Annotated in this window: 18 protein-coding genes, 2 tRNA genes and 3 other RNA genes; 13 read left to right on the plus strand and 10 right to left on the minus strand. The window is 55.2% G+C overall.

The genetic code is table 11. The annotated features are described in order from the left end of the window. Window positions 1–189: 189 nt before the first annotated feature. The 7 genes from ACUXAC_RS05605 to ACUXAC_RS05635 all read right to left on the minus strand — a co-directional run bounded on the left by ACUXAC_RS05605 (window position 190) and on the right by ACUXAC_RS05635 (window position 2480). Window positions 190–317, minus strand: a non-coding RNA gene (locus ACUXAC_RS05605) — RtT sRNA. Window positions 318–364: 47 nt separating this feature from the next. After that, a non-coding RNA gene (locus tag ACUXAC_RS05610) (RtT sRNA) lies at window positions 365–492 on the minus strand. Between the two features lie 47 nt (window positions 493–539). Next, window positions 540–624: transfer RNA gene (locus ACUXAC_RS05615), tRNA-Tyr, on the minus strand. A gap of 96 nt (window positions 625–720) precedes the next feature. Next, window positions 721–808: non-coding RNA, RtT sRNA (locus ACUXAC_RS05620), on the minus strand. Between the two features lie 29 nt (window positions 809–837). Then, a tRNA-Tyr gene (locus tag ACUXAC_RS05625) sits at window positions 838–922 on the minus strand. A 176-nt stretch (window positions 923–1098) separates the two neighbouring features. After that, window positions 1099–1947 carry a formyltetrahydrofolate deformylase gene (purU, locus tag ACUXAC_RS05630; protein WP_060423821.1) on the minus strand — a complete coding sequence of 283 codons (849 nt, stop codon included), beginning with the start codon at window positions 1945–1947 and terminating at the stop codon, window positions 1099–1101. A 68-nt stretch (window positions 1948–2015) separates the two neighbouring features. Continuing rightward, window positions 2016–2480: a YchJ family protein gene (locus tag ACUXAC_RS05635; RefSeq protein ID WP_038877235.1), complete on the minus strand. Its 465-nt coding sequence runs from the start codon at window positions 2478–2480 to the stop codon at window positions 2016–2018. 118 nt (window positions 2481–2598) lie between these two features. Between ACUXAC_RS05635 and rssA the strand changes: the two genes are divergently transcribed. The 5 genes from rssA (at window position 2599) to ACUXAC_RS05660 (ending at window position 8156) form a co-directional block, all read left to right on the plus strand. Further along, window positions 2599–3501 (plus strand): patatin-like phospholipase RssA, encoded by a 903-nt coding sequence (rssA, locus tag ACUXAC_RS05640; RefSeq protein ID WP_047730554.1) that lies wholly within the window; start codon window positions 2599–2601, stop codon window positions 3499–3501. A 103-nt stretch (window positions 3502–3604) separates the two neighbouring features. Next, the gene (gene rssB, locus ACUXAC_RS05645; protein WP_038877239.1) at window positions 3605–4618 is read left to right on the plus strand and encodes a two-component system response regulator RssB; all 1014 of its coding nucleotides are present in this window, start codon (window positions 3605–3607) and stop codon (window positions 4616–4618) included. A 213-nt stretch (window positions 4619–4831) separates the two neighbouring features. Next, entirely contained in the window at window positions 4832–5749 is a 918-nt protein-coding gene (galU, locus tag ACUXAC_RS05650; protein WP_060423820.1) for a UTP--glucose-1-phosphate uridylyltransferase GalU, read from the plus strand. A 43-nt stretch (window positions 5750–5792) separates the two neighbouring features. Next, window positions 5793–7136: a UDP-glucose dehydrogenase family protein gene (locus ACUXAC_RS05655; protein ID WP_102984570.1), complete on the plus strand. Its 1344-nt coding sequence runs from the start codon at window positions 5793–5795 to the stop codon at window positions 7134–7136. 9 nt (window positions 7137–7145) lie between these two features. Next, window positions 7146–8156 (plus strand): NAD-dependent epimerase, encoded by a 1011-nt coding sequence (locus ACUXAC_RS05660; RefSeq protein ID WP_060423814.1) that lies wholly within the window; start codon window positions 7146–7148, stop codon window positions 8154–8156. A 183-nt stretch (window positions 8157–8339) separates the two neighbouring features. Here ACUXAC_RS05660 and hns read toward each other — a convergent pair whose 3' ends face one another. Then, complete coding sequence (gene hns / locus ACUXAC_RS05665; RefSeq protein WP_004932170.1) at window positions 8340–8747, minus strand: histone-like nucleoid-structuring protein H-NS; 408 nt, start codon at window positions 8745–8747, stop codon at window positions 8340–8342. Between the two features lie 703 nt (window positions 8748–9450). Here hns and ACUXAC_RS05670 point away from each other — a divergent pair. Beyond that, window positions 9451–10035, plus strand: coding sequence for a thymidine kinase (locus ACUXAC_RS05670; RefSeq protein WP_038877247.1), 585 nt, complete (start codon window positions 9451–9453; stop codon window positions 10033–10035). Between the two features lie 119 nt (window positions 10036–10154). On the opposite strand, the gene adhE is transcribed toward ACUXAC_RS05670, so the two are convergent. Next, the gene (gene adhE / locus ACUXAC_RS05675; protein WP_387441314.1) at window positions 10155–12827 is read right to left on the minus strand and encodes a bifunctional acetaldehyde-CoA/alcohol dehydrogenase; all 2673 of its coding nucleotides are present in this window, start codon (window positions 12825–12827) and stop codon (window positions 10155–10157) included. Between the two features lie 531 nt (window positions 12828–13358). Between adhE and ACUXAC_RS05680 the strand changes: the two genes are divergently transcribed. From ACUXAC_RS05680 to oppF, 7 genes are all read left to right on the plus strand, one after another. Further along, complete coding sequence (locus ACUXAC_RS05680; RefSeq protein WP_015378089.1) at window positions 13359–14003, plus strand: YchE family NAAT transporter; 645 nt, start codon at window positions 13359–13361, stop codon at window positions 14001–14003. A gap of 696 nt (window positions 14004–14699) precedes the next feature. Then, entirely contained in the window at window positions 14700–16337 is a 1638-nt protein-coding gene (locus ACUXAC_RS05685; RefSeq protein ID WP_087762709.1) for an ABC transporter substrate-binding protein, read from the plus strand. Between the two features lie 148 nt (window positions 16338–16485). Further along, window positions 16486–18123 (plus strand): oligopeptide ABC transporter substrate-binding protein OppA, encoded by a 1638-nt coding sequence (oppA, locus tag ACUXAC_RS05690; RefSeq protein WP_049199093.1) that lies wholly within the window; start codon window positions 16486–16488, stop codon window positions 18121–18123. Between the two features lie 83 nt (window positions 18124–18206). Continuing rightward, on the plus strand, window positions 18207–19127 hold the full coding sequence (gene oppB / locus ACUXAC_RS05695; protein ID WP_004932150.1) for an oligopeptide ABC transporter permease OppB: 921 nt from the start codon (window positions 18207–18209) through the stop codon (window positions 19125–19127). Between the two features lie 14 nt (window positions 19128–19141). Further along, entirely contained in the window at window positions 19142–20050 is a 909-nt protein-coding gene (gene oppC, locus ACUXAC_RS05700) for an oligopeptide ABC transporter permease OppC (RefSeq protein WP_049199092.1), read from the plus strand. An 11-nt stretch (window positions 20051–20061) separates the two neighbouring features. Then, the gene (oppD, locus tag ACUXAC_RS05705; protein ID WP_225528716.1) at window positions 20062–21078 is read left to right on the plus strand and encodes an ABC transporter ATP-binding protein; all 1017 of its coding nucleotides are present in this window, start codon (window positions 20062–20064) and stop codon (window positions 21076–21078) included. Next, window positions 21075–22076, plus strand: a complete 1002-nt coding sequence (gene oppF / locus ACUXAC_RS05710) for a murein tripeptide/oligopeptide ABC transporter ATP binding protein OppF (protein ID WP_025303071.1) — start codon at window positions 21075–21077, stop codon at window positions 22074–22076. The genes oppD and oppF overlap by 4 nt, the downstream gene beginning before the upstream one ends. A gap of 73 nt (window positions 22077–22149) precedes the next feature. Here the strand turns inward: oppF and ACUXAC_RS05715 are convergent, their stop codons facing one another. Next, window positions 22150–22473, minus strand: coding sequence for an HI1450 family dsDNA-mimic protein (locus ACUXAC_RS05715; RefSeq protein WP_004932139.1), 324 nt, complete (start codon window positions 22471–22473; stop codon window positions 22150–22152). Window positions 22474–22498 lie beyond the last annotated feature (25 nt).

Below are 22498 nucleotides of genomic sequence, written 5' to 3' on the forward strand. Positions count from 1 at the left end.
TGTTCCTTACTGCACTAAAGAAGCCAGTGGTATAGCGAATTGTCGGCCGGAGTTCAAGTTACGGCTGGGAGTGAGGAAATAAAACATCGAGGTGAACGCGGGGAATAAGGGGGGGTAATTGAGTTTTATTGATACGAGAGCATTGGGGGCGATGTGCTTTAAGTCGATTTGGGAATGTTCTGCAAGAGATGGTGGTGGGGGAAGGATGATTCGTCGCTGTGCGACTCACCCTGCGGGCCGCGCTGAAGCGCGTTGTCTCACTGCGTGAGACTCGAACCTTGGTCGAAGCTTCTCATCCTTCCCCGGTGCGGAGCATTATGGATGCGGTGTGCTTTAAGTCGGTTTAGGGAGTTTTTGCAAGAGATGGTGGTGGGGGAAGGATGATTTGTCGCTGTGCGACTCACCCTGCGGGCCGCGCTAAAGCGCGTTGTCTCACTGCGTGAGACTCGAACCTTGGTCGAAGCTTCTCATCCTTCCCCGATGCGGAGCATTATGGATGCGATGCGTTTTAACTTGGTTCAGGGATTTTTTTTAAGGGATGGTGGTGGGGGAAGGATTCGAACCTTCGAAGTCTGTGACGGCAGATTTACAGTCTGCTCCCTTTGGCCGCTCGGGAACCCCACCATGATATTCATGGATTTACTAATTGTTGCTCCGGTTTTATCCGGAAGAAACCTGGCCGGCTTCTTTACTGCTTCTTCGCTCCTGGCGGAGAAAAGATGGTGGTGGGGGAAGGATTATTCGTCACTTCGTTCCTCACCCTTCGGGCCGCGCTAAAGCACGTTATCCTTCCCTTTCTGATTCGCTTTAACCCAATGCGTATCAGCAACGAAAAGATGGTGGTGGGGGAAGGATTCGAACCTTCGAAGTCAGTGACGGCAGATTTACAGTCTGCTCCCTTTGGCCGCTCGGGAACCCCACCATATTACATGGCTATTTAACTGGCCTTGCTTGCGAGAGCGCTGTCTCGGTAAGCGGGGCGCATCATATCAAATGAAGCGGATGTGTAAAGCATTGAAATGCAGAAAATGAATCGTTTGCCGTTTTTTTATTCTTGACGGTGCATCCCTGAACGAAATGCACCGATTTATTGAACGATTACAGAATAACGGTGCGGTTGCCGTAGACGAAGACGCGCTGTGCCAGCACCTGATACAGCGCGCGGCTGAGCACATTTTTCTCTACGTCGCGCCCGGCGCGCATCATATCCTCGGCGGAATAGGTGTGATCGACGTGGATCACGTCCTGCATGATGATCGGGCCTTCGTCGAGATTGTCGTTAACGTAGTGGGCGGTGGCGCCGATGATTTTTACCCCGCGCTCATAGGCCTGGTGGTAAGGGCGCGCGCCGATAAACGCCGGCAGGAACGAATGGTGAATGTTGATCACCTGATTCGGATAATGCTGCACGAAGGCCGGGGTCAGCACGCGCATATATTTGGCCAGCACCACGTAATCCGGCTGATATTGATCGATCTGGGCCGTCATTTCGCGGTCGTGTTGCTCACGCGTCAAGCCTTCGTGGCTCACCAGATGGAAAGGAATATCGAAACGTTCCACCAGCGTTTGCAGCGTGTCGTGGTTGCCGATCACGGCGGCGATTTCAACGTCGAGGCCGCCATAGGCGCTTTTCATCAACAGATCGCCCAGGCAGTGGGCCTCTTTGGTGACCAGCACCACGATGCGGCGGCGCCCGGTGCTGTGCAGCTCGCGCAGCGAACCTTCCGGCAGCGCGCTGTCCAGATCGGCCAGCAGCGTGTTGTCGTTGAAAATGCCTTCCAGCTCGGTACGCATGAAGAAACGCCCGGTGCGGTGATCGACGAACTCATTATTCTGAACGATATTGAGTTCGTGCTTGTAACAGATGTTGGTGATCTTGGCGATCAGCCCTTTGGCGTCCGGGCAGATGGTGCGTAACACTTTCCGTTGTACATTTTGGTGTGGCATGGGTTTGAGGATCCTGTCTGATACTGAACGTCCTGTCTGCGCAGGCGTAAACGTGAAGCGCCGGCCGGCTAGCGCCCGCAGCACTTCTTGTATTTTTTCCCTGAGCCACAGGGACAAATTGCATTTCTGCCGGGCTGGGGTTTGGTGCCGTCGATATAATACCAACGTTGATCGCGACGAAGGAAGCGCGAGCGCTCATGCATCGCCTGCGGTTCGCCGCTTTCGCCATCGGTAAAACGGGCGATGAATTCGACGAAGCCTTCGTCCGGCTCATGGCCGGCTTTCTCTTCCACGATCGTCAGGCCCAGCCATTCGGTATTTTTAAAGCTGTCGACGATCGCATTGCGCCAGGCTTCGGCGCCGCAGTCGGGGTGCCAGGTAGCGATCAGATAATCGACGTTATGATTCACGTAGGCGGTGAAGCGTGAACGCATCAGCTGGCCGGGCGTCGGCGCCGGTTGATTGCCGCTGATAAAAGGGGCACAGCATGCGTTATACGCCAGTCCGCTGCCGCATGGGCATGATTCGGGCAAAATAACTCCTGAGAAGACGAGGCAGAAAATGAATTTAGCGCATATGTTACCTAACAATATTCGTCAGTGACAATCTACCCTGAAAGCAGATACCCCCTGTTACCGAGAGGATGGCGCTATGCGGCAAATCAAGATCGGACTGGCGCTGGGAGCTGGCTCGGCTAAAGGCTGGGCGCACATCGGCGTGATCAATGCGTTAAAGAAACTGGGAATTGAGGTCGATATCGTTGCCGGCTGCTCTGTCGGTGCGTTAGTGGGCGCGGCGTTCGCCAGCCATCGCCTGCCGGCGATGGAGCAGTGGGTGCGGTCGTTCAGCTATTGGGACGTGATTCGTCTGATGGACTTTTCCTGGCAGCGTGGTGGCTTGTTGCGCGGCGATCGGGTGTTTAACGCCGTCGGACAGCTATTGAAGATCAACGATATTGCCGAATGCGCGCTGAAGTTCGGCGCCGTGACGACCAATCTCAGCACCGGCCGCGAACTGTGGCTGACCGAAGGCGATATTCATCAGGCGGTGCGCGCTTCCTGCAGCATGCCTGGCCTGCTGGCGCCGGTGTGGGCCGACGGCTATTGGCTGGTGGACGGCGCGGTGGTCAATCCGGTGCCGGTGTCGCTCTGCCGGGCGCTGGGTGCCGATATCGTCATCGCGGTCGATCTGCAGCATGACGCGCACCTGATGCAGCAGGATTTGTTCTCGGTACGCATTGAGGACGAAAGTTCGGACGATGCGCCTGCCGATACCTGGCGCGGGCGTCTGAGAGAGCGCGTCGGCAGAATGCGACAGCGTAAACCGACGACGGCGCCGACGGCGATGGAGATTATGGGCACCTCGATTCAGATGCTGGAAAATCGCCTGAAGCGTAACCGGATGGCGAGCGATCCGCCGGACGTGCTGATCCAACCTTTTTGCCCGCAAATCTCGACGCTGGATTTCCACCGCGCCGATGAAGCGATCGAGGCAGGGTTACTGGCGGTGGAAAAACAACTGGATCGGTTGTTGCCGTTGATAAAAAATAGATAATTCTCGGTTCTTGGTTGGCAATGCGCGGTCGGTCTGATTCAGACGAGCATAAGTGACCTTTTTGAGCCACTATTACACTATGGAAAGGGACGAGGCTCGGCTGATGGCATTACCACTCACTCACAAACGCATCTTGATCGTTGAGGACGAACAGGTTTTTCGTTCCGTGCTGGTCGGTTATTTGACCTCGCTGGGCGCTGAAACCGGCGAGGCGACCAACGGTTTGCAGGCGCTGAGTGCCGTCGATGACTTCAAGCCCGATCTGATTCTGTGCGATCTCGCGATGCCGGAAATGGGCGGTATCGAATTCGTTGAGCACCTGCGTTTGCAGGGGGGGCAGATCCCGGTGCTGGTGATCTCGGCCACCGACAAGATGGCCGACATTGCCAAGGTGTTGCGCTTGGGCGTACAGGATGTCCTGCTGAAGCCCCTGACCGATCTCAATCGCCTGCGTGAAGCGGTGCTGGCGTGTTTATACCCCAATATGTTCACCTCTCAGGCGATTGAAGAGGTTGAGCTGTTTCAGGATTGGGATGCGCTGAGCAAAAACCCTTCCGAAGCCGTCAAACTGCTTAAACAACTGCAACCGCCGGTACAGCAGACCATTGCACATTGCCGGATCAACTATCGGCAGTTAACCACGGGCGAAAATCCCGGCCTGGTGCTGGATATTGCCGCGTTGTCAGAAAAAGACCTGGCATTCTATTGCCTGGACGTCACGCGCGCCGGCGATAATGGCGTATTGGCGGCATTGCTGTTGCGCGCATTATTTAATGGGTTGCTGCAAGACCATCTGGCTAATCAACAACATCGTCTGCCGCAAATGTCAGCATTGTTAAAGCAGGTTAATCAATTATTGCGGCAGGGGAAATTAGATGGCCAATTCCCACTGTTGCTGGGATATTACCACGCCGAAAATAAGAACCTGATTCTGGTGTCCGCCGGGCTGCATGCCAACGTCAATACCGGGGATAATCAAATTCAGCTGAGCAACGGCGTACCGCTGGGGACGCTAGGGGCTACCTATATGAACCAGATCAGTCAACGTTGCACCGCCTGGCAATGTCAGGTGTGGGGCAGCGGGGGCCGATTGCGGCTGATGCTGAGCGCTGAATAACGGGCGCCGAGCGGCGAGATCTTAAGCTATTCACTTATCGGTAATTAAACCGTTTATTTATTCTCCCGATTATCAGAACGGGTAATAGTCCTAAATGTTTTCGATTTGTGTTCTGGCTAATGCTCGGCGCGCATAAGCTGGTATACTCCGGAGGTTTTTTTATATCGAGCCCAAGCTCATAAAATGAGCGCTTTAGCTTTAAGAGAGGAAATAATGCCTGCTGTAAATCGCAAAGTCAGAAAAGCCGTGATCCCGGTTGCAGGCTTGGGTACGCGGATGTTACCGGCCACCAAAGCCATTCCAAAAGAAATGCTGCCGCTGGTTGATAAACCGCTGATCCAATACGTCGTCAATGAGTGTATTGCGGCAGGGATTAACGAGATTGTGTTGGTCACCCACTCCTCCAAAAACTCGATCGAAAACCATTTTGATACCAGTTTCGAACTGGAAGCGATGCTGGAAAAACGCGTCAAGCGCCAATTGCTGGATGAAGTGCAATCGATCTGCCCGAAAGGCGTTACCGTAATGCAAGTCCGTCAGGGGAATGCCAAAGGTTTGGGGCACGCTATTATGTGCGCCTATCCGATGGTGGGTGATGAGCCGGTTGCGGTGGTGCTTCCGGACGTGATCCTCGACGAATACAGCGCCGATCCGAAAAAAGATAACCTGCGCGAAATGTTGCAGCGCTTCGAAACCACCGGCGTCAGCCAGATCATGGTTGAGCCCGTGCCGCATAAGGATGTCGGAAACTACGGCGTAGCCGATTGTAAAGGTGTCAAGCTGCAACCGGGCGAAAGCGCGCCGATGGTCAGCGTGGTCGAGAAGCCGTCGCCGGATAAAGCGCCTTCCAATCTGGCGATTGTCGGTCGTTACGTGCTGTCCGCCGATATTTGGCCGCTGTTGGCGAAAACGCCTCCAGGCGCCGGCGACGAAATTCAGCTGACTGACAGCATCGAAATGTTGATGCAGCAGGAAACGGTGGAAGCGTATCACCTGAAAGGCGTGAGCCATGATTGTGGCAACAAACTGGGTTACATGCAGGCATTTGTGGAATACGGTATGCGCCATGCCAGCCTCGGTAAAGAATTTTCTCAGTGGCTGCAACAGGTTGTTGCCGCTGACAAGAAATAATTGAGTGATCTTTCGTCTTAATTTGAAAAACTAGGATTTTCACATGAAAGTAACAGTTTTTGGTATTGGTTATGTGGGTCTGGTGCAGGCCGCCGTGCTGGCTGAAGTTGGCCATGACGTTATGTGCATTGACGTCGACGAGCGAAAAGTCGAAAACCTGAAAAAAGGAAATATCCCGATTTTTGAACCGGGCCTGACGCCGCTGGTGCAGCAAAACTATGAGGCCGGCCGTCTGCATTTCACTACCGATGCCAAAGCGGGCGTGGCGCACGGGAATATCCAGTTCATCGCCGTCGGTACGCCGCCGGATGAAGACGGTTCCGCTGACCTGAAATATGTCACTGCGGTTGCTCGCACCATCGCTGAGCACATGACCGATCGCAAAGTGGTGATCGACAAATCCACCGTTCCGGTCGGCACGGCGGACAAGGTGCGTCAGGTGATGGCGGATACGCTGGCGAAGCGCGGCAGCAACGTGCCGTTCGACGTGGTGTCTAACCCGGAATTCCTGAAGGAAGGCGCGGCGGTGGCAGACTGCATGCGCCCTGAGCGCATCGTGATCGGCACCGATAATCTAGAGGTGATCGAACCTATTCGCGAGCTGTACGAGCCGTTTAACCGCAATCACGATCGTATGATCATGATGGATATCCGCAGCGCAGAGCTGACCAAATATGCCGCCAACTGTATGCTGGCGACCAAGATCAGCTTTATGAACGAAATGTCCAACCTGGCGGAAATGCTGGGTGCGGACATTGAGAAAGTGCGTCAGGGCATCGGTTCTGACTCACGCATCGGTTATCACTTCATCTACCCTGGCTGCGGCTACGGTGGTTCTTGCTTCCCGAAAGATGTCCAGGCGTTGATCCGCACGGCGGAGCAGATCGGTTACCAACCGAAGCTGCTGCAGGCGGTAGAGCAGGTCAACTACCAACAGAAAGACAAGCTGAACAGCTTTATCAAAGACTACTTCGGCAGCGATCTGAAGGGTAAAACCTTCGCGCTGTGGGGCCTGGCGTTCAAGCCGAATACCGATGACATGCGTGAGGCGTCCAGCCGCGTGCTGATGGAGAAGTTGTGGGCTGCCGGCGCCACCGTTCAAGCCTACGATCCGGAAGCGATGAACGAAGTTCAACGCATCTATGGTCAGCGCGACGATTTGAAGCTGATGGGAACCAAAGAAGCTGCGTTGCACGGCGCCGATGCTTTGGTGATCTGCACTGAATGGCAGAACTTCCGCGCACCGGACTTCGATGTGATCAAGAGTGCACTGAAGCAGCCGGTGATCTTTGATGGGCGTAACCTGTACGATCCTGAGCGTTTGGAAAATCGCGGCTTTACCTACTACGCGATTGGCCGCGGAGCCTCGATTAAACCAGTTATTTAAGGAGTGGGTATGAAATTCCTGGTTACAGGCGCCGCAGGGTTTATTGGTTATCACGTTGCAGAGCGTTTATTGGCCGCCGGCCATCAGGTTGTCGGCATCGATAACCTGAACGACTATTATGACGTGGGCCTGAAAATGGCTCGTCTGGACAGACTGACGGATAAGCCGGGATTCCGCTTTATCAAGCTGGATTTGGCTGACCGTGAAGGTATGGCGGCATTGTTTGCCGAGCAGCAGTTCCAGCGAGTCATTCATTTGGGTGCTCAAGCCGGCGTACGTTATTCGCTGGTCAACCCGTTGGCTTATGCGGATGCCAACCTGATTGGCCATTTAAACGTTCTGGAAGGCTGCCGTCACAATAAGGTCGAGCATTTACTTTATGCTTCCTCCAGCTCGGTATATGGCCTGAATCGCAAGTTGCCTTTTGCCACGGAAGACAGTGTCGATCATCCGGTGTCATTGTATGCGGCAACCAAAAAAGCCAATGAGCTGATGTCGCACAGTTATTCCCACTTATACGGTCTCCCGACGACCGGACTGCGGTTCTTTACCGTATATGGCCCTTGGGGGCGTCCGGACATGGCGCTGTTCAAATTCACCAAAGCCATATTGGCGGGGGAGAGCATCGACGTATATAACCATGGCGAAATGCATCGCGATTTTACTTACATCGATGATATCGCTGAGGCGATAGTGCGCTTGCAGGCGGTTATTCCGCAGGCAAATCCATCCTGGACCGTTGAACAGGGATCGCCGGCGACCAGTTCTGCTCCGTACCATGTTTATAATATCGGCAATAGCGCTCCCGTAAAACTGATGGAATATATCAGCGCGCTGGAGCAGGCATTGGGGGTCACCGCCCGTAAGAATATGCTGCCGATGCAACCAGGCGATGTGATGGATACCAGTGCGGATACGGAAGAGCTTTATCGTGACATTGGTTTCAAACCGGAAACCGGCGTTGAAGAGGGTGTGAAGCGCTTTGTTGACTGGTATAAGGCATTCTATCAGGTTCAATAATTGGACGAGATTTAATGCGATACAGGGGCCTTAGGGTCCCTTTTTTTTCACTGAAATTTCATGATCGAAGGAAAAGCGAATTAGGATATTTACTAAAAGGATAGGGGGGCGGGTACAGAACGATAAGATTTAAAATGAAAAGGCCCCCCGCAGGGAGCCTTTCAGATACGGACTGAATCGCTATTACAGCAGGAAATCGTCCAGAGATTTACCTTGCTCTTCGATAGCTTTCTTAATCACCGCAGGAGTACGGCCTTGGCCGGTCCAGGTTTTCAGCTCGCCGTTTTCGTCTTTATATTGGTATTTAGCAGGACGTGCTGCACGTTTTGCTTTACCGGCAGCCTTGTTGGCAGCCATGGTTTGCAGCAGTTCATTCGGGTCGATACCGTCAGCAATCAGCATTTCGCGGTATTGCTGCAGCTTACGAGTGCGTTCTTCGATTTCTGCTTGAGCCTGGCTGTCTTCTTCGCGACGTTCGTTCACAACAACTTCCAGTTTCTCGAGCATTTCTTCCAGCGTTTCCAGCGTGCATTCTCTTGCCTGGGCGCGCAGGGTGCGGATGTTGTTCAAAATCTTTAATGCTTCGCTCATTGTCCTAGTCTCAAATTATATTGGTGGGGGGCGTCTCGATAATAATAGAGTGCTCTTTTCTTTTCTGCAATAGCCAAATTGACTTGAATACTCAAATTTACCTTTAAAAAAACCGTTAATCGGATCAGTCCGACAAATAATAGGAAGGCCTGTTAACTATTACCTTCATCGAGCTTAAGTCAAAATTTCAGCAGGCAGGCTTTAAAGGGCGCGTGTCGCAAGGCTTTCATCGATAAGTTATCGCCGTAATTTATATCAATATTACAATGGGTTCTGTGGGCTTAATCACGCCATGGCAAGGCAGACATTGTAAACAATAGGGGTATATAGGTAAAGATTGCGTCAGGTAACGTCGGGGCGTCGGCGAAGGCGATTAAATGCCCGTTATTGGCCTCACGTATAAATAGACAGGCGTTCCGCCGCAGCTACAGCGCCTGCAGAGGGGAAAGGGCGGCTATGCATTAATGGGCAAATGCCTGTGGCTAACCATTAGCAAGAATTAATAGTGATGACAGGCATACATTATCCTGTAAATAGCTGTAAAAAGAACATGCCGACAGAACGATATGTTTCGCTTGAAAGCGCATTATTACGGCGAACGCAATATTCGTTCGCTTTGGGCTGAGCCGGGGGTCGGGTTATGGTACACTCACCGTCCTAATCAACATTTGAATATTTCTTATACCATCGGAGTGGCGGGGCCATGGCTCAACTTTATTTTTATTACTCTGCGATGAATGCCGGCAAGTCTACCGCGCTGCTACAGTCTTCATATAACTATCAAGAGCGTGGTATGCGCACGCTGGTGTTCACCGCGGAGATCGATCACCGCTATGGCGTAGGCAAAGTCAGCTCGCGCATCGGGTTATCTTCACAGGCCCAGCTCTATAACAACGACTCAATGCTCTTCGCCATGATTCAGCAAGAGCATCAACAGCAGCAGGTGCATTGTGTGCTGCTCGATGAAAGCCAGTTCCTGACCAAAGCGCAGGTTGAGCAATTGTGCGATGTGGTGGACCAACTGGACATTCCCGTATTGTGTTACGGCCTGCGCACCGATTTTCTCGGTGAGTTGTTTACCGGCAGCCAATATTTGCTGGCCTGGGCCGATAAGCTGGTGGAATTGAAAACCATCTGTCACTGCGGGCGCAAAGCCAATATGGTGCTGCGACTGGACGAGAATGGCAAAGCGATGCATGCCGGTGAACAGGTGGTGATTGGCGGTAACGAGAGCTATGTCTCCGTCTGCCGCAAGCATTATAAAGAGGCGATTCACTCCCTGGACTAAGGGTGAAAATGCCGCCAGAGCCCGCTGAAGCGTTTTGGCGGCGTGAATCGAAATGCAGCGCCTCAGGCGCAATAAAAAACCCGCCGTTTGGCGGGTTTTTTTATCGGTTCACGGAACCGTTATTTCTTGGGCTTCTTTACCGCGGCTTTGGCGGTAGCCGGAGCGGCCGCTTCCTCTTCTACCGCTTCGCTGAATTCGCGGCCGTAGAAGGTATCCAGCATGATTTGCTTCAGCTCGGCAATCAGCGGATAGCGTGGGTTGGCGCCGGTACATTGGTCGTCGAATGCATCTTCCGACAGCTTGTCGACTTTCGCCAGGAAGTCCGCTTCCTGCACACCCGCTTCACGGATGGAGGTTGGGATGCCCAACTCGGTTTTCAGCTCGTCCAGCCAGGTCAGCAGTTTCTCAATCTTCTGCGCAGTGCGGTCGCCCGGTGCGCTCAGGCCGAGGTGGTCGGCGATTTCAGCGTAGCGGCGGCGCGCCTGAGGGCGGTCGTACTGGCTGAAGGCCGTCTGCTTGGTCGGGTTGTCGTTCGCGTTGTAGCGAATGACGTTGGAAATCAGCATCGCGTTGGCCAGGCCGTGCGGAATGTGGAACTCCGAACCCAGCTTGTGCGCCATGGAGTGACAGACCCCGAGGAAGGCGTTGGCGAAGGCGATACCGGCGATGGTGGCGGCGTTGTGCACGCGTTCACGGGCAACCGGATTTTTCGCGCCTTCTTTATAGCTGGCCGGCAGATACTCTTTCAACAGTTTCAGCGCTTGCAACGCCTGGCCGTCGGAGTATTCGTTCGCCAGCACTGAAACGTAGGCTTCCAGCGCGTGGGTGACCGCATCCAGACCGCCGAAGGCGCACAGGGATTTCGGCATGTTCATCACCAGGTTGGCATCGACAATTGCCATGTCCGGGGTCAGCGCATAGTCGGCCAACGGGTATTTCTGTCCGGTGGTGTCGTCGGTTACGACGGCAAACGGCGTGACTTCCGAACCGGTGCCTGACGTGGTGGTGATGGCGATCATTTTCGCTTTCACGCCCATTTTCGGGAACTTGTAGATACGCTTACGGATGTCCATGAAGCGCAGCGCCAGATCCTCGAAGTGGGTTTCAGGATGTTCGTACAGCACCCACATGATTTTCGCGGCGTCCATCGGCGAACCGCCGCCCAGCGCGATGATGACGTCCGGTTTGAAGGAGTTCATCTGCTCTGCGCCCTTGCGCACGATGCTCAGCGTCGGATCGGCTTCCACTTCGAAGAACACTTCGGTTTCGATGCCGTGAGACTTCAGAACCTTGGTGATCTGGTCGGCATAGCCGTTGTTGAACAGGAAACGGTCGGTCACGATGAAGGCGCGTTTTGCCCCGTCGGTCGCCACTTCTTCCAGCGCGATAGGCAGCGAGCCCCGGCGGAAGTAGATCGATTTCGGAAGTTTATGCCACAACATGTTTTCTGCTCGCTTCGCTACAGTTTTCTTGTTGATCAGGTGTTTAGGTCCGACGTTCTCAGAGATGGAGTTACCACCCCAGGAGCCGCAACCCAGCGTCAGCGAAGGCGCGAGTTTGAAGTTATACAGGTCGCCGATACCGCCCTGAGAAGCCGGGGTGTTGATCAGGATACGAGCCGTTTTCATTTTATCGCCGAAGTAGGCGATGCGAGCCGTTTGGTTATCCTGGTCGGTGTACAGGCATGAGGTGTGGCCGATACCGCCCATGGCGACCAGTTTCTCAGCTTTGGCGACGGCGTCTTCGAAATCTTTGGCACGGTACATCGCCAGGGTAGGCGACAGTTTTTCATGGGCGAAAGGCTCGGACTCGTCGACCAGCTTCACTTCGCCGATCAGCACTTTGGTGTTGGCCGGCACTTTGATGCCCGCCATCTCGGCGATTTTCGGTGCGGATTGCCCCACGATGGCCGCGTTCAGACCGCCGTTTTTCAGGATGATGTCCTGAACCGCTTTCAGTTCTTTACCCTGCAGCAGATAGCCGCCGTGGGAAGCGAAACGTTCGCGTACCGCATCATAAATAGCGTCGACGACGATGACCGACTGTTCGGAAGCGCAGATAACGCCGCTGTCGAAGGTTTTGGACATCAGGATAGAGGCGACCACGCGCTTGATGTCTGCGGTTTCGTCTACCACGACCGGGGTATTACCGGCACCGACGCCGATGGCAGGCTTGCCGGAGCTGTAGGCGGCCTTCACCATGCCCGGGCCACCGGTGGCCAGGATCAGGTTGATGTCCGGGTGGTGCATCAGCTGGTTGGACAGCTCGACGGTCGGTTGATCGATCCAACCGATGATGTCTTTTGGCGCGCCGGCGGCGATAGCGGCCTGCAGCACGATATCGGCGGCTTTATTGGTGGCATTCTTCGCACGCGGGTGCGGCGAGAAGATGATGCCGTTACGGGTTTTCAGGCTGATCAGCGCTTTGAAGATCGCGGTAGAAGTTGGGTTGGTGGTAGGAACGATACCGCAAATCAGGCCGATAGGTTCGGCGATGGTGATGGTACCGAAAGTGTCATCTTCAGACAGGATGCCACAGGTTTTTTCGTCTTTATAGGCGTTGTAGATGTACTCGGAAGCGAAGTGGTTTTTGATCACTTTGTCTTCGACGATACCCATTCCGGATTCTTCCACGGCCATTTTGGCCAACGGGATACGGGCATCAGCAGCGGCGAGGGCGGCAGCGCGGAAGATTTTATCCACTTGCTCTTGAGTGAAGTTGGCATATTCGCGCTGGGCTTTTTTGACACGTGCGACAAGCTCGTTCAGTTCAGCGACATTCGTTACAGCCATAATGCTCTCCTGATAATGTTAAACTCTTTCAGTAAATAAGCCGTGCGAGCCACTAGTATAGTCCTAACGGGAATAAACGGTGATGAGAATACCGGGGCTTTCCCGCGTTATTTCTTCGCATGCTGCTGATTTGCTTAAAGAGCTTTACCCTACGCGAGCCGGAGGGGCAGACCGTGAGGAGAACGGAATCGGCGATGTGGCCACCCACTTTGTTCTACTCCCTGCCTACGACTAAGAGCTTACCCACTGTTGGGTAGTTGATTTGTGATCTAAATCATGAAAACTGCAAGCTGACACCTTTCAGCTTGCGGGTGTTGGGAATCATTCTTGATAACTGTGAGCAATGACTCTTTTTTCAACATAAAAAATCAAAAGGCCATACATCACTTTAACAAAGGGCATTTGTTTCGCTGCATAACTTGCTGACAGTCAAAAATGCTGCTCTGGCCGGATGGATTACCCGCGGCAATTCCATTACATTAGCGCGCATAGGCAGCACACCTTTTTATAGTACTTAACGCGGAGCCATCTGTGGGCCAATCTCTGTTGGATCTTTCCGGCTTTATCAAGTTCTTTGTCGGTCTGTTTGCACTGGTCAACCCGGTGGGCATTTTGCCGGTGTTCATCAGCATGACCAGTTACCAGGCGGAAGCGGGGCGCAATAAAACCAACCTGACCGCCAACCTGTCGGTCGCCATCATTCTGTGGACCTCGCTGTTCCTGGGGGAAGGGATCCTGCGGATGTTCGGCATCTCTATCGATTCGTTCCGCATCGCCGGCGGTATTCTGGTGGTGACCATCGCCATGTCGATGATCAGCGGCAAGCTGGGGGAAGACAAACAGAACAAACAGGAGAAGTCGGAGAGCGCGATCCGCGAAAGCATCGGCGTGGTGCCGTTAGCGCTGCCGCTGATGGCGGGGCCGGGGGCGATCAGTTCTACCATCGTGTGGAGCTCCCGTTATCACAACTGGCAAAGCCTGCTCGGTTTTACGGTCGCTATCGCCTTGTTCGCCTTTTGCTGCTGGCTGTTGTTCCGCGCCGCGCCGCTGTTGGTGCGTTTGCTGGGGCAGACCGGCATCAACGTGATCACCCGTATCATGGGTCTGCTGCTGATGGCGCTCGGCATCGAGTTTATCGTTACCGGCATTAAGGCGATATTCCCCGGCTTGTTGTAATACGCCTTGTTTAGCCGCGCACCTTTCGCGTTAGCGCGGCTAAAATTAATTTTAAAGTTTAAATTATTTATTGGCTCGCATTATTATAGTGCACAGGATGAATAAAATTTATGCGGTTGCACTCTTATGTTGCATAAATCTCATGTTGTTGCTCAAAAAAAACGCTAAGCGTTATTTCAATCACTTTTCCTCCCCCATTTCTGCCCATTTCGCCCCCGCTAAACGGTCACGCTGTTGTTAAATTAGTCACATCATTCTGTGGGGCTTGTCTCACTTTCATCCAGGTGTTATTAGTGATTAACCGCACATAGGCAGGTGTTTGTTCTTTGAATGGTTAGATTGTTAACTGAATGTTTCTTTTTGCAGCAGTGAGATCGTGCTGATGGTTTCAATTGAAATGAATGTGGTTTTTTTGTCTTTAAAATCATGCTGATGATCTCGATTTTTACTGCCTTCCATCTTGGTGGCCGGATTGGGCTTCGTGCGATAAAAGAGAATTGCTTAACATTTTCGTAAAATTTATTGGCTATGGAATTTGGCTTCTGCTAATTTCCGAGCAACTTTCCCGTGGTCAATTAACTGAAATGCGCCACAAAAACGGGAATGATTTTTGCTGGTATCCGTTTATTTAGAATTCTTATAAACACTTCACAAACTTCGATAAGCGATGCTTGTCGGTGAAAAGGAGCCTCGATTATGCAGCAAACCCTGAAGCGTACTTCTTTGACCTTGTTGATTAGCGGCGCGCTGGGCGCCGGCGCCGTAAATAGCAGTTTGGCGGCAGAGGTTCCGGCCGGCGTCCAATTGGCGCAGCAGCAGAATATTGTGATCAACAACGGTAGCGAAGTGGCTTCATTGGATCCGCATAAGGTCGAGGGCGTCCCGGAAAGCAATATCATTCTTAACCTGCTGGAAGGGCTGGTGAGCACCGACGCCAACGGGCATGTGGTGCCGGCGGCGGCGACAAGCTGGGAAAACCAGAATTATCAGCAGTGGACCTTCCACCTGCGCCCCGGCGCGGTGTGGAGCGACGGCAGCCCGGTGACCGCGCAAGACTTCGTCTACAGCTGGCAGCGTCTGGCCGATCCGAAAATCGCTTCGCCCTATGCCAGCTACCTGCAATACACCAAAGTCGAGAATATCGACGACATCCTGACCGGCAAGAAGAGCCCGCAGACCCTCGGCGTTAAGGCGTTGGACGACCAGACGCTGCAGGTGACCCTGAGCGAACCGGTGCCGTATTTCATCAGTATGTTGAGCCACACGTCGCTCAAACCGGTGAAACAGGCGGTGGTGGAGAAATTCGGCGATAAATGGACGCTGCCCGCCAATTACGTCGGCAACGGCGCTTACCGCCTGAAAGAGTGGGTGGTGAACGAGCGCATTGTGCTGGAGCGCAGCCCGAGCTACTGGAACAACAAGCAAACGGTGATCAATCAGGCGACCTTCCTGCCGATTACCTCGGAGGTCAGCGACGTCAACCGCTTCCGCAGCGGCGAGATCGACATCACCAACAGCGCCATTCCGCCGTACCTGTACGTCAAGATGAAACGCGAAATGCCCGAGCAGCTGCACGTTAACCCTTATCTGTGCACCTTCTATTACGAGCTCAATAACAAGCGGGCGCCGTTCACCGATCCGCGCGTGCGTACGGCGGTGAAGATGACGCTGGATCGCGATATTATCGCCAACAAGATCATGGGCCAGGGGCAAATCCCGGCCTACAGCTTCACGCCAACCTTCACGGAAGGCGCCAGCTTCACTCAGCCTGCGTGGGCCGGCTGGAGTCAGGAGCAACGCAACGCCGAAGCCAGGAAACTGCTGGCGGAAGCGGGCTACAGCGACGCCAAGCCGCTGAAGTTCTCACTGCTGTACAACACCTCCGATCAAAACAAACAACAGGCGATCGCTGCCGCGTCGATGTGGAAGAAGAACCTGGGCGCCGAGGTCACGCTGCGCAACCAGGAATGGAAAACTTCGCTGGAGAGCCGCCATCAGGGGCAATACGACGTGGCGCGTGCCACCTGGTGCGGGGATTACAACGAACCCAGCGCGTTCCTGAACCTGGTTCTGTCCAACAGCAGCATCAATACCGTGTTCTACAAGAGCCCGGCGTTCGACGCCATCATGGCCGCCACGCTGAAGGCGCCGGATGAGGCCGCGCGCGCCGCGCTCTATCAGCAGGCGGAAGCGCAGCTGGACAAAGACTCCGCGTTGGTCCCGGTTTATTACCGCGTCAGCGCGCGTTTGATCAAGCCGACGGTGGGTGGGTTCACCGGCAAAGATCCGCTGGACTATACCGACGTTAAAAATCTTTACATTATCAATCAGTAAAGGGGTATTCCTCACGCCGAGGGGCAGGGGAATATAGGGAAGGCCGGCCGCCGCATTCGTTCCGCGGCGGCGGGAAAACAAAGTCCGCTTACGGGCAACGCGGGTTCCACGAAGAGCCTGTGATAATAAAAAACTGGAGTCGATAAGTATGACCAACATCACGAAGAAAACGCTCATTGCCGCCGGCGTCATCGCCGCGCTGGGTATCACAGCAACCACCAGCGCTTTCGCCGCTGACGTCCCGGCGGGCGTGCAGCTGGCCGACAAGCAAGAAATCGTCAAAAACAACGGTTCCGAAGTGCAGTCGCTGGATCCGCACAAGATCGAGGGCGTGCCGGAAAACAACGTCACGCGCGACCTGATGGAAGGCCTGGCGAACAACAGCCCGGACGGTTCCATCGTGCCGGGCGTCGCGGAAAGCTGGGATAACAAGGATTTCAAAGTCTGGACCTTCCACCTGCGTAAAGACGCAAAATGGTCCAACGGCAAGCCGGTGACGGCGCAAGATTTCGTCTACAGCTGGCAGCGCGTGGTGGATCCGAAAACCGCGTCGCCTTACGCCAGCTACCTGCAGTACGCCCATGTGGAAAACGTCGATGACATCATCGCCGGTAAAAAAGACAAGTCGACGCTGGGCGTGAAGGCCATCGACGACCACACCTTCCAGGTGACCCTGAGCGAGCCGGTGCCTTATCTGGTTGAAATGACCCCGCACTACGCCATGAAGCCGGTTTACAAAGACGCGGTAGAGAAGTTTGGCGAGAAGTGGACGCTGCCGGCCAACTACGTCAGCAACGGCGCTTACAAACTGAAAGACTGGATTGTCAACGAACGCATCGTACTGGAACGCAACCCGGAATATTGGGATAACGCCAAAACCATCATCAATAAAGTGACGTTCCTGCCTATTTCGTCGGAAGTGACCGACGTTAACCGCTACCGCACCGGTGAAATCGACATGACCTACAACAACATGCCGATCGAACTGTTCCAGAAGCTGAAGAAAGAGATCCCGAAAGAGGTGCATGTCGATCCTTACCTGTGCACCTATTACTACGAAATCAACAACCAGAAGGCGCCGTTCACCGATGCGCGCGTGCGTGAAGCGCTGAAGCTGGGCATGGATCGCGACATCATCGTCAACAAGGTGAAAAACCAGGGCGACCTGCCGGCCTACAGCTTTACGCCGCCATACACCGACGGTGCCAAGCTGACCGCACCGGAGTGGTTCGGCTGGACGCAGGAAAAACGCAACGAAGTGGCGAAGAAACTGCTGGCCGACGCCGGCTACGGCCCGGGCAAACCGCTGACCTTCTCCCTGTTGTACAACACCTCCGATCTGCACAAGAAGCTGGCGATCGCCGCCGCCTCCATCTGGAAGAAAAACCTGGGCGTGGACGTGAAGCTGGTGAACCAGGAGTGGAAAACCTTCCTGGATACCCGTCATCAGGGCACCTATGACGTGGCGCGCGCCGGCTGGTGTGCCGACTACAACGAGCCGAGCTCGTTCCTGAACATGATGCTGTCCGACAGCAGCAGTAATACCCCGCACTACAAGAGCGCCGAGTTCGACAAGCTGATGGCCAACGTGTTGACCGCGAAGACCAAAGACGAGCGCGCCGAGCTGTATCAGAAAGCGGAAGTTCAGCTGGACAAAGATTCCGCCATCGTTCCGCTGTATTACTATGTGAACGCCCGTTTGGTGAAACCTTACGTCGGTGGTTACACCGGCAAAGACCCGCTTGATAACGTGTACGACAAAAACCTGTACATTATCAAGCATTGATACGGTAAGAGCCGGCGGCGCAGGCCGCCGGCCCATGTTGAGAATAATAAGCCGTCATCAGGCTGTCGCACAGGGTTAGGGCAATGCTTAAATTTATACTTCGTCGCTTGTTGGAAGCGATCCCGACACTATTTATCCTTATCACCATCTCATTCTTCATGATGCGCCTGGCACCCGGCAGTCCATTTACCGGGGAACGCGCATTGCCGCCGGAAGTTATGGCGAACATCGAAGCCAAATATCATTTGAACGACCCGATCTGGAAACAGTACGGTCATTATCTGGCGCAGCTTGCGCAGGGAGACTTCGGCCCGTCCTTTAAATACAAGGACTATTCGGTGAACGATCTGGTCGCCAGCTCTTTCCCGGTGTCCGCCAAACTCGGCCTGGCCGCGTTTCTGCTGGCGGTGGTGCTGGGGGTGAGCGCAGGCGTGATTGCCGCGCTGAATCAGAACACCAAATGGGACTACACGGTGATGGGGTTCGCCATGACCGGGGTGGTGATACCCAGTTTCGTGGTGGCGCCGCTGCTGGTGCTGATCTTCGCCATCACGCTGAAATGGCTGCCGGGCGGTGGCTGGAACGGCGGCGCGCCTAAATTCATCATCCTGCCGATGGTGGCGCTGTCGCTGGCCTATATCGCCAGCATCGCCCGTATCACGCGTGGCTCGATGATTGAAGTGCTGCACTCCAACTTCATCCGTACCGCGCGCGCCAAAGGCTTGCCGATGCGTCGCATTATTTTCCGCCACGCGCTGAAGCCGGCCCTGCTGCCGGTGCTGTCCTACATGGGGCCGGCGTTCGTCGGTATCATCACCGGATCGATGGTGATCGAAACCATCTACGGTCTGCCGGGGATCGGCCAGCTGTTCGTTAACGGCGCGCTGAACCGCGACTACTCCCTGGTGCTGAGCCTGACCATTCTGGTGGGCGCCCTGACCATTCTGTTCAACGCGATCGTCGATGTGCTGTATGCGGTCATCGATCCGAAAATCCGTTATTAATCTGGAGCACGCGAATGATGTTGACTAAAAAGAACAGCGAAGCTCTGGAAAACTTCAGCGAGAAGCTGGAAGTGGAAGGGCGCAGCCTGTGGCAAGACGCGCGTCGGCGCTTTATGCACAACCGCGCGGCGGTCAGCAGCCTGTTTATTCTGGTGCTGATCACGCTGTTTGTGGCGCTGGCGCCGATGCTGTCGCAGTTTGCCTACGACGACACCGACTGGGCGATGATGTCCGCCGCCCCAAGCGTGGAATCGGGGCACTATTTCGGCACTGACTCCTCCGGGCGCGATCTGCTGGTGCGCGTGGCGATCGGCGGGCGCATCTCGCTGATGGTCGGCGTGGCGGCGGCGCTGGTGGCGGTGGTGGTGGGCACCCTGTACGGCGCAATGTCCGGCTATCTGGGCGGCAAGGTCGACTCGGTGATGATGCGCCTGCTGGAGATCCTCAACTCCTTCCCGTTCATGTTCTTCGTGATCCTGCTGGTGACCTTCTTCGGCCAGAACATCCTGCTAATCTTCGTGGCGATCGGCATGGTGTCGTGGCTGGATATGGCGCGTATCGTGCGCGGCCAAACCCTCGGCCTGAAGCGTAAGGAATTCATCGAAGCGGCGCTGGTGTGCGGCGTCTCCACGCGCAATATCGTGCTGCGCCATATCGTGCCGAACGTGCTCGGCGTGGTGGTGGTGTATGCGTCGCTGCTGGTGCCGAGCATGATCCTGTTCGAATCCTTCCTCAGTTTCCTGGGGCTGGGCACGCAGGAGCCGCTCAGCAGTTGGGGCGCATTGCTCAGCGACGGCGCCAACTCAATGGAAGTTTCACCGTGGTTGCTGCTGTTCCCGGCGGGTTTCCTGGTTGTCACTCTGTTCTGTTTCAACTTTATCGGCGATGGCCTGCGTGACGCCCTCGACCCGAAAGATCGTTAAGGAGTGCAATCATGAGCACCATTGAACATCCTCAACTGCAAACCGGCGTCGGGGTCAAAACGTCGCCGCTGCTGGACGTGAAAGACCTGCGCGTCACGTTCTCCACTCCGGACGGCGACGTGACGGCGGTGAACGATCTGAACTTCGACCTGCGCGCCGGGGAAACGCTGGGCATCGTCGGTGAGTCCGGCTCCGGTAAATCGCAGACAGCGTTCGCTCTGATGGGCCTGCTGGCCAGCAATGGCCGCATCGGCGGTTCGGCCAAATTCAACGGCCGTGAAATCCTCAACCTGCCGGAAAATCAGCTCAACAAGCTGCGGGCAGAAGAGATCTCGATGATCTTCCAGGACCCGATGACCTCGCTCAACCCTTATATGCGCGTTGGCGAACAGCTGATGGAAGTGCTGATGCTGCATAAGAAAATGAGCAAAAGCGAAGCCTTTGAAGAGTCGGTACGCATGCTCGACGCGGTGAAAATGCCGGAAGCGCGCAAGCGCATGCGCATGTATCCGCATGAGTTTTCCGGCGGCATGCGCCAGCGCGTGATGATCGCCATGGCGCTGCTGTGTCGGCCAAAGCTGCTGATTGCCGACGAACCGACTACCGCGCTGGACGTGACCGTTCAGGCGCAGATCATGACGCTGCTCAACGAGCTGAAGCGCGAGTTCAACACCGCCATCATCATGATCACCCACGACCTGGGCGTGGTGGCCGGCATCTGCAACAAGGTGCTGGTGATGTACGCCGGCCGCACCATGGAATACGGCAGCGCGCGCGAGGTGTTCTACCAGCCGAGCCACCCGTACTCTATCGGTCTGTTGAATGCGGTGCCGCGTCTCGACGCCGAAGGCGAAGCGTTGCTGACCATTCCCGGCAACCCGCCAAACCTGCTGCGGTTGCCGAAAGGCTGCCCGTTCCAGCCGCGCTGTCCGTACGCCATGGAGCAGTGTGCGAGCGCTCCGCCGTTGGAGCAATTTGGGGAAGGGCGCCTGCGCGCCTGCTTTAAACCGGTGGAGGCGTTGGTATGACAGCGGTAACCGACAAGAAAGTGCTGCTCGAAGTGGCCGATCTGAAAGTGCACTTCGACATTCATGACGACAAACAGTGGTTCTGGCAGCCGCCGAAAACCCTGAAAGCGGTCGATGGCGTCACGCTGCGGCTGTTCGAGGGGGAAACCCTGGGCGTGGTCGGCGAATCCGGCTGCGGCAAATCCACCTTCGCGCGCGCCATCATCGGCCTGGTGAAAGCCACCAGCGGGCGCGTCGCCTGGCTGGGGAAAGATCTGCTGGGCATGAGCGACGCCGACTGGCGCAAAACCCGCAGCGATATCCAGATGATCTTCCAGGATCCGCTGGCGTCGCTCAACCCGCGCATGACCATCGGCGAGATCATCGCCGAGCCGCTGCGCACCTACTACCCGAAAATGCCGCGTCAGGAAGTGAAGGACAAGGTCAAGGCAATGATGCTGAAGGTCGGTCTGCTGCCTAACCTGATCAACCGCTACCCGCACGAGTTTTCCGGCGGCCAGTGCCAGCGTATCGGCATCGCACGCGCGCTGATCCTCGAGCCGAAGCTGGTGATCTGCGACGAGCCGGTCTCCGCGCTGGACGTATCGATTCAGGCGCAGGTGGTGAACCTGTTGCAGCAGCTGCAGCGCGAAATGGGCCTGTCACTGATCTTTATCGCCCACGACTTGGCGGTGGTGAAGCACATTTCCGATCGCGTGCTGGTGATGTATCTGGGCCATGCGGTGGAGCTGGGCACCTATGACGAGGTGTACCACAACCCGCAGCACCCTTACACCAAAGCGCTGATGTCTGCGGTGCCGATCCCGGATCCGGACAAGGAGAAGGAGAAGCAGATCCAGCTGTTGGAAGGGGAGCTGCCTTCGCCGATCAACCCGCCGACCGGCTGCGTGTTCCGCACCCGCTGCCCGATCGCCGGGCCGGAGTGCGCCAAGACGCGTCCGCTGCTGGAGGGCAGTTTCCGCCACGCGGTGTCCTGCCTGAAGGTCGATCCGCTGTAATGTGCCGCTAGTCGGCAACAAAAAGCCCCGCTGAATGAGCGGGGCTTTTTTTATCCGATGCGCTAACGGCGAATCACTCTTTCCACAGAATGTGGCACAGCTTGTGGTCTTTCTCACGGCAGATCAGCACGCGGGCGAACACGTCGTTGATCGGCTCGCCGTCGCTGTCCGCCAGACCGATCACCACCTCGGCGAAGAAGTCCGGGTTCAGGTCGTAATCCACGTGCTCGCTCCAGTCTTCGGAGGGATCGTACAGTTCGGCGCCGCCGCGCTCTTCAAACTGCAGGTTGAACAGCAGAATATCCGCCGGATCCAGATTGTCGCCGGCCAATTCGAGGAAGATGTCGTAGGCCTGTTCCAGCGTTTCGTCTTCGGTAAGGCGGTTATTCAAATCCATAAAAAAATCCTGATAACAAATGATT

The sequence above is a fragment of the Serratia sp. 121840015-1 genome (genome assembly GCF_053627655.1).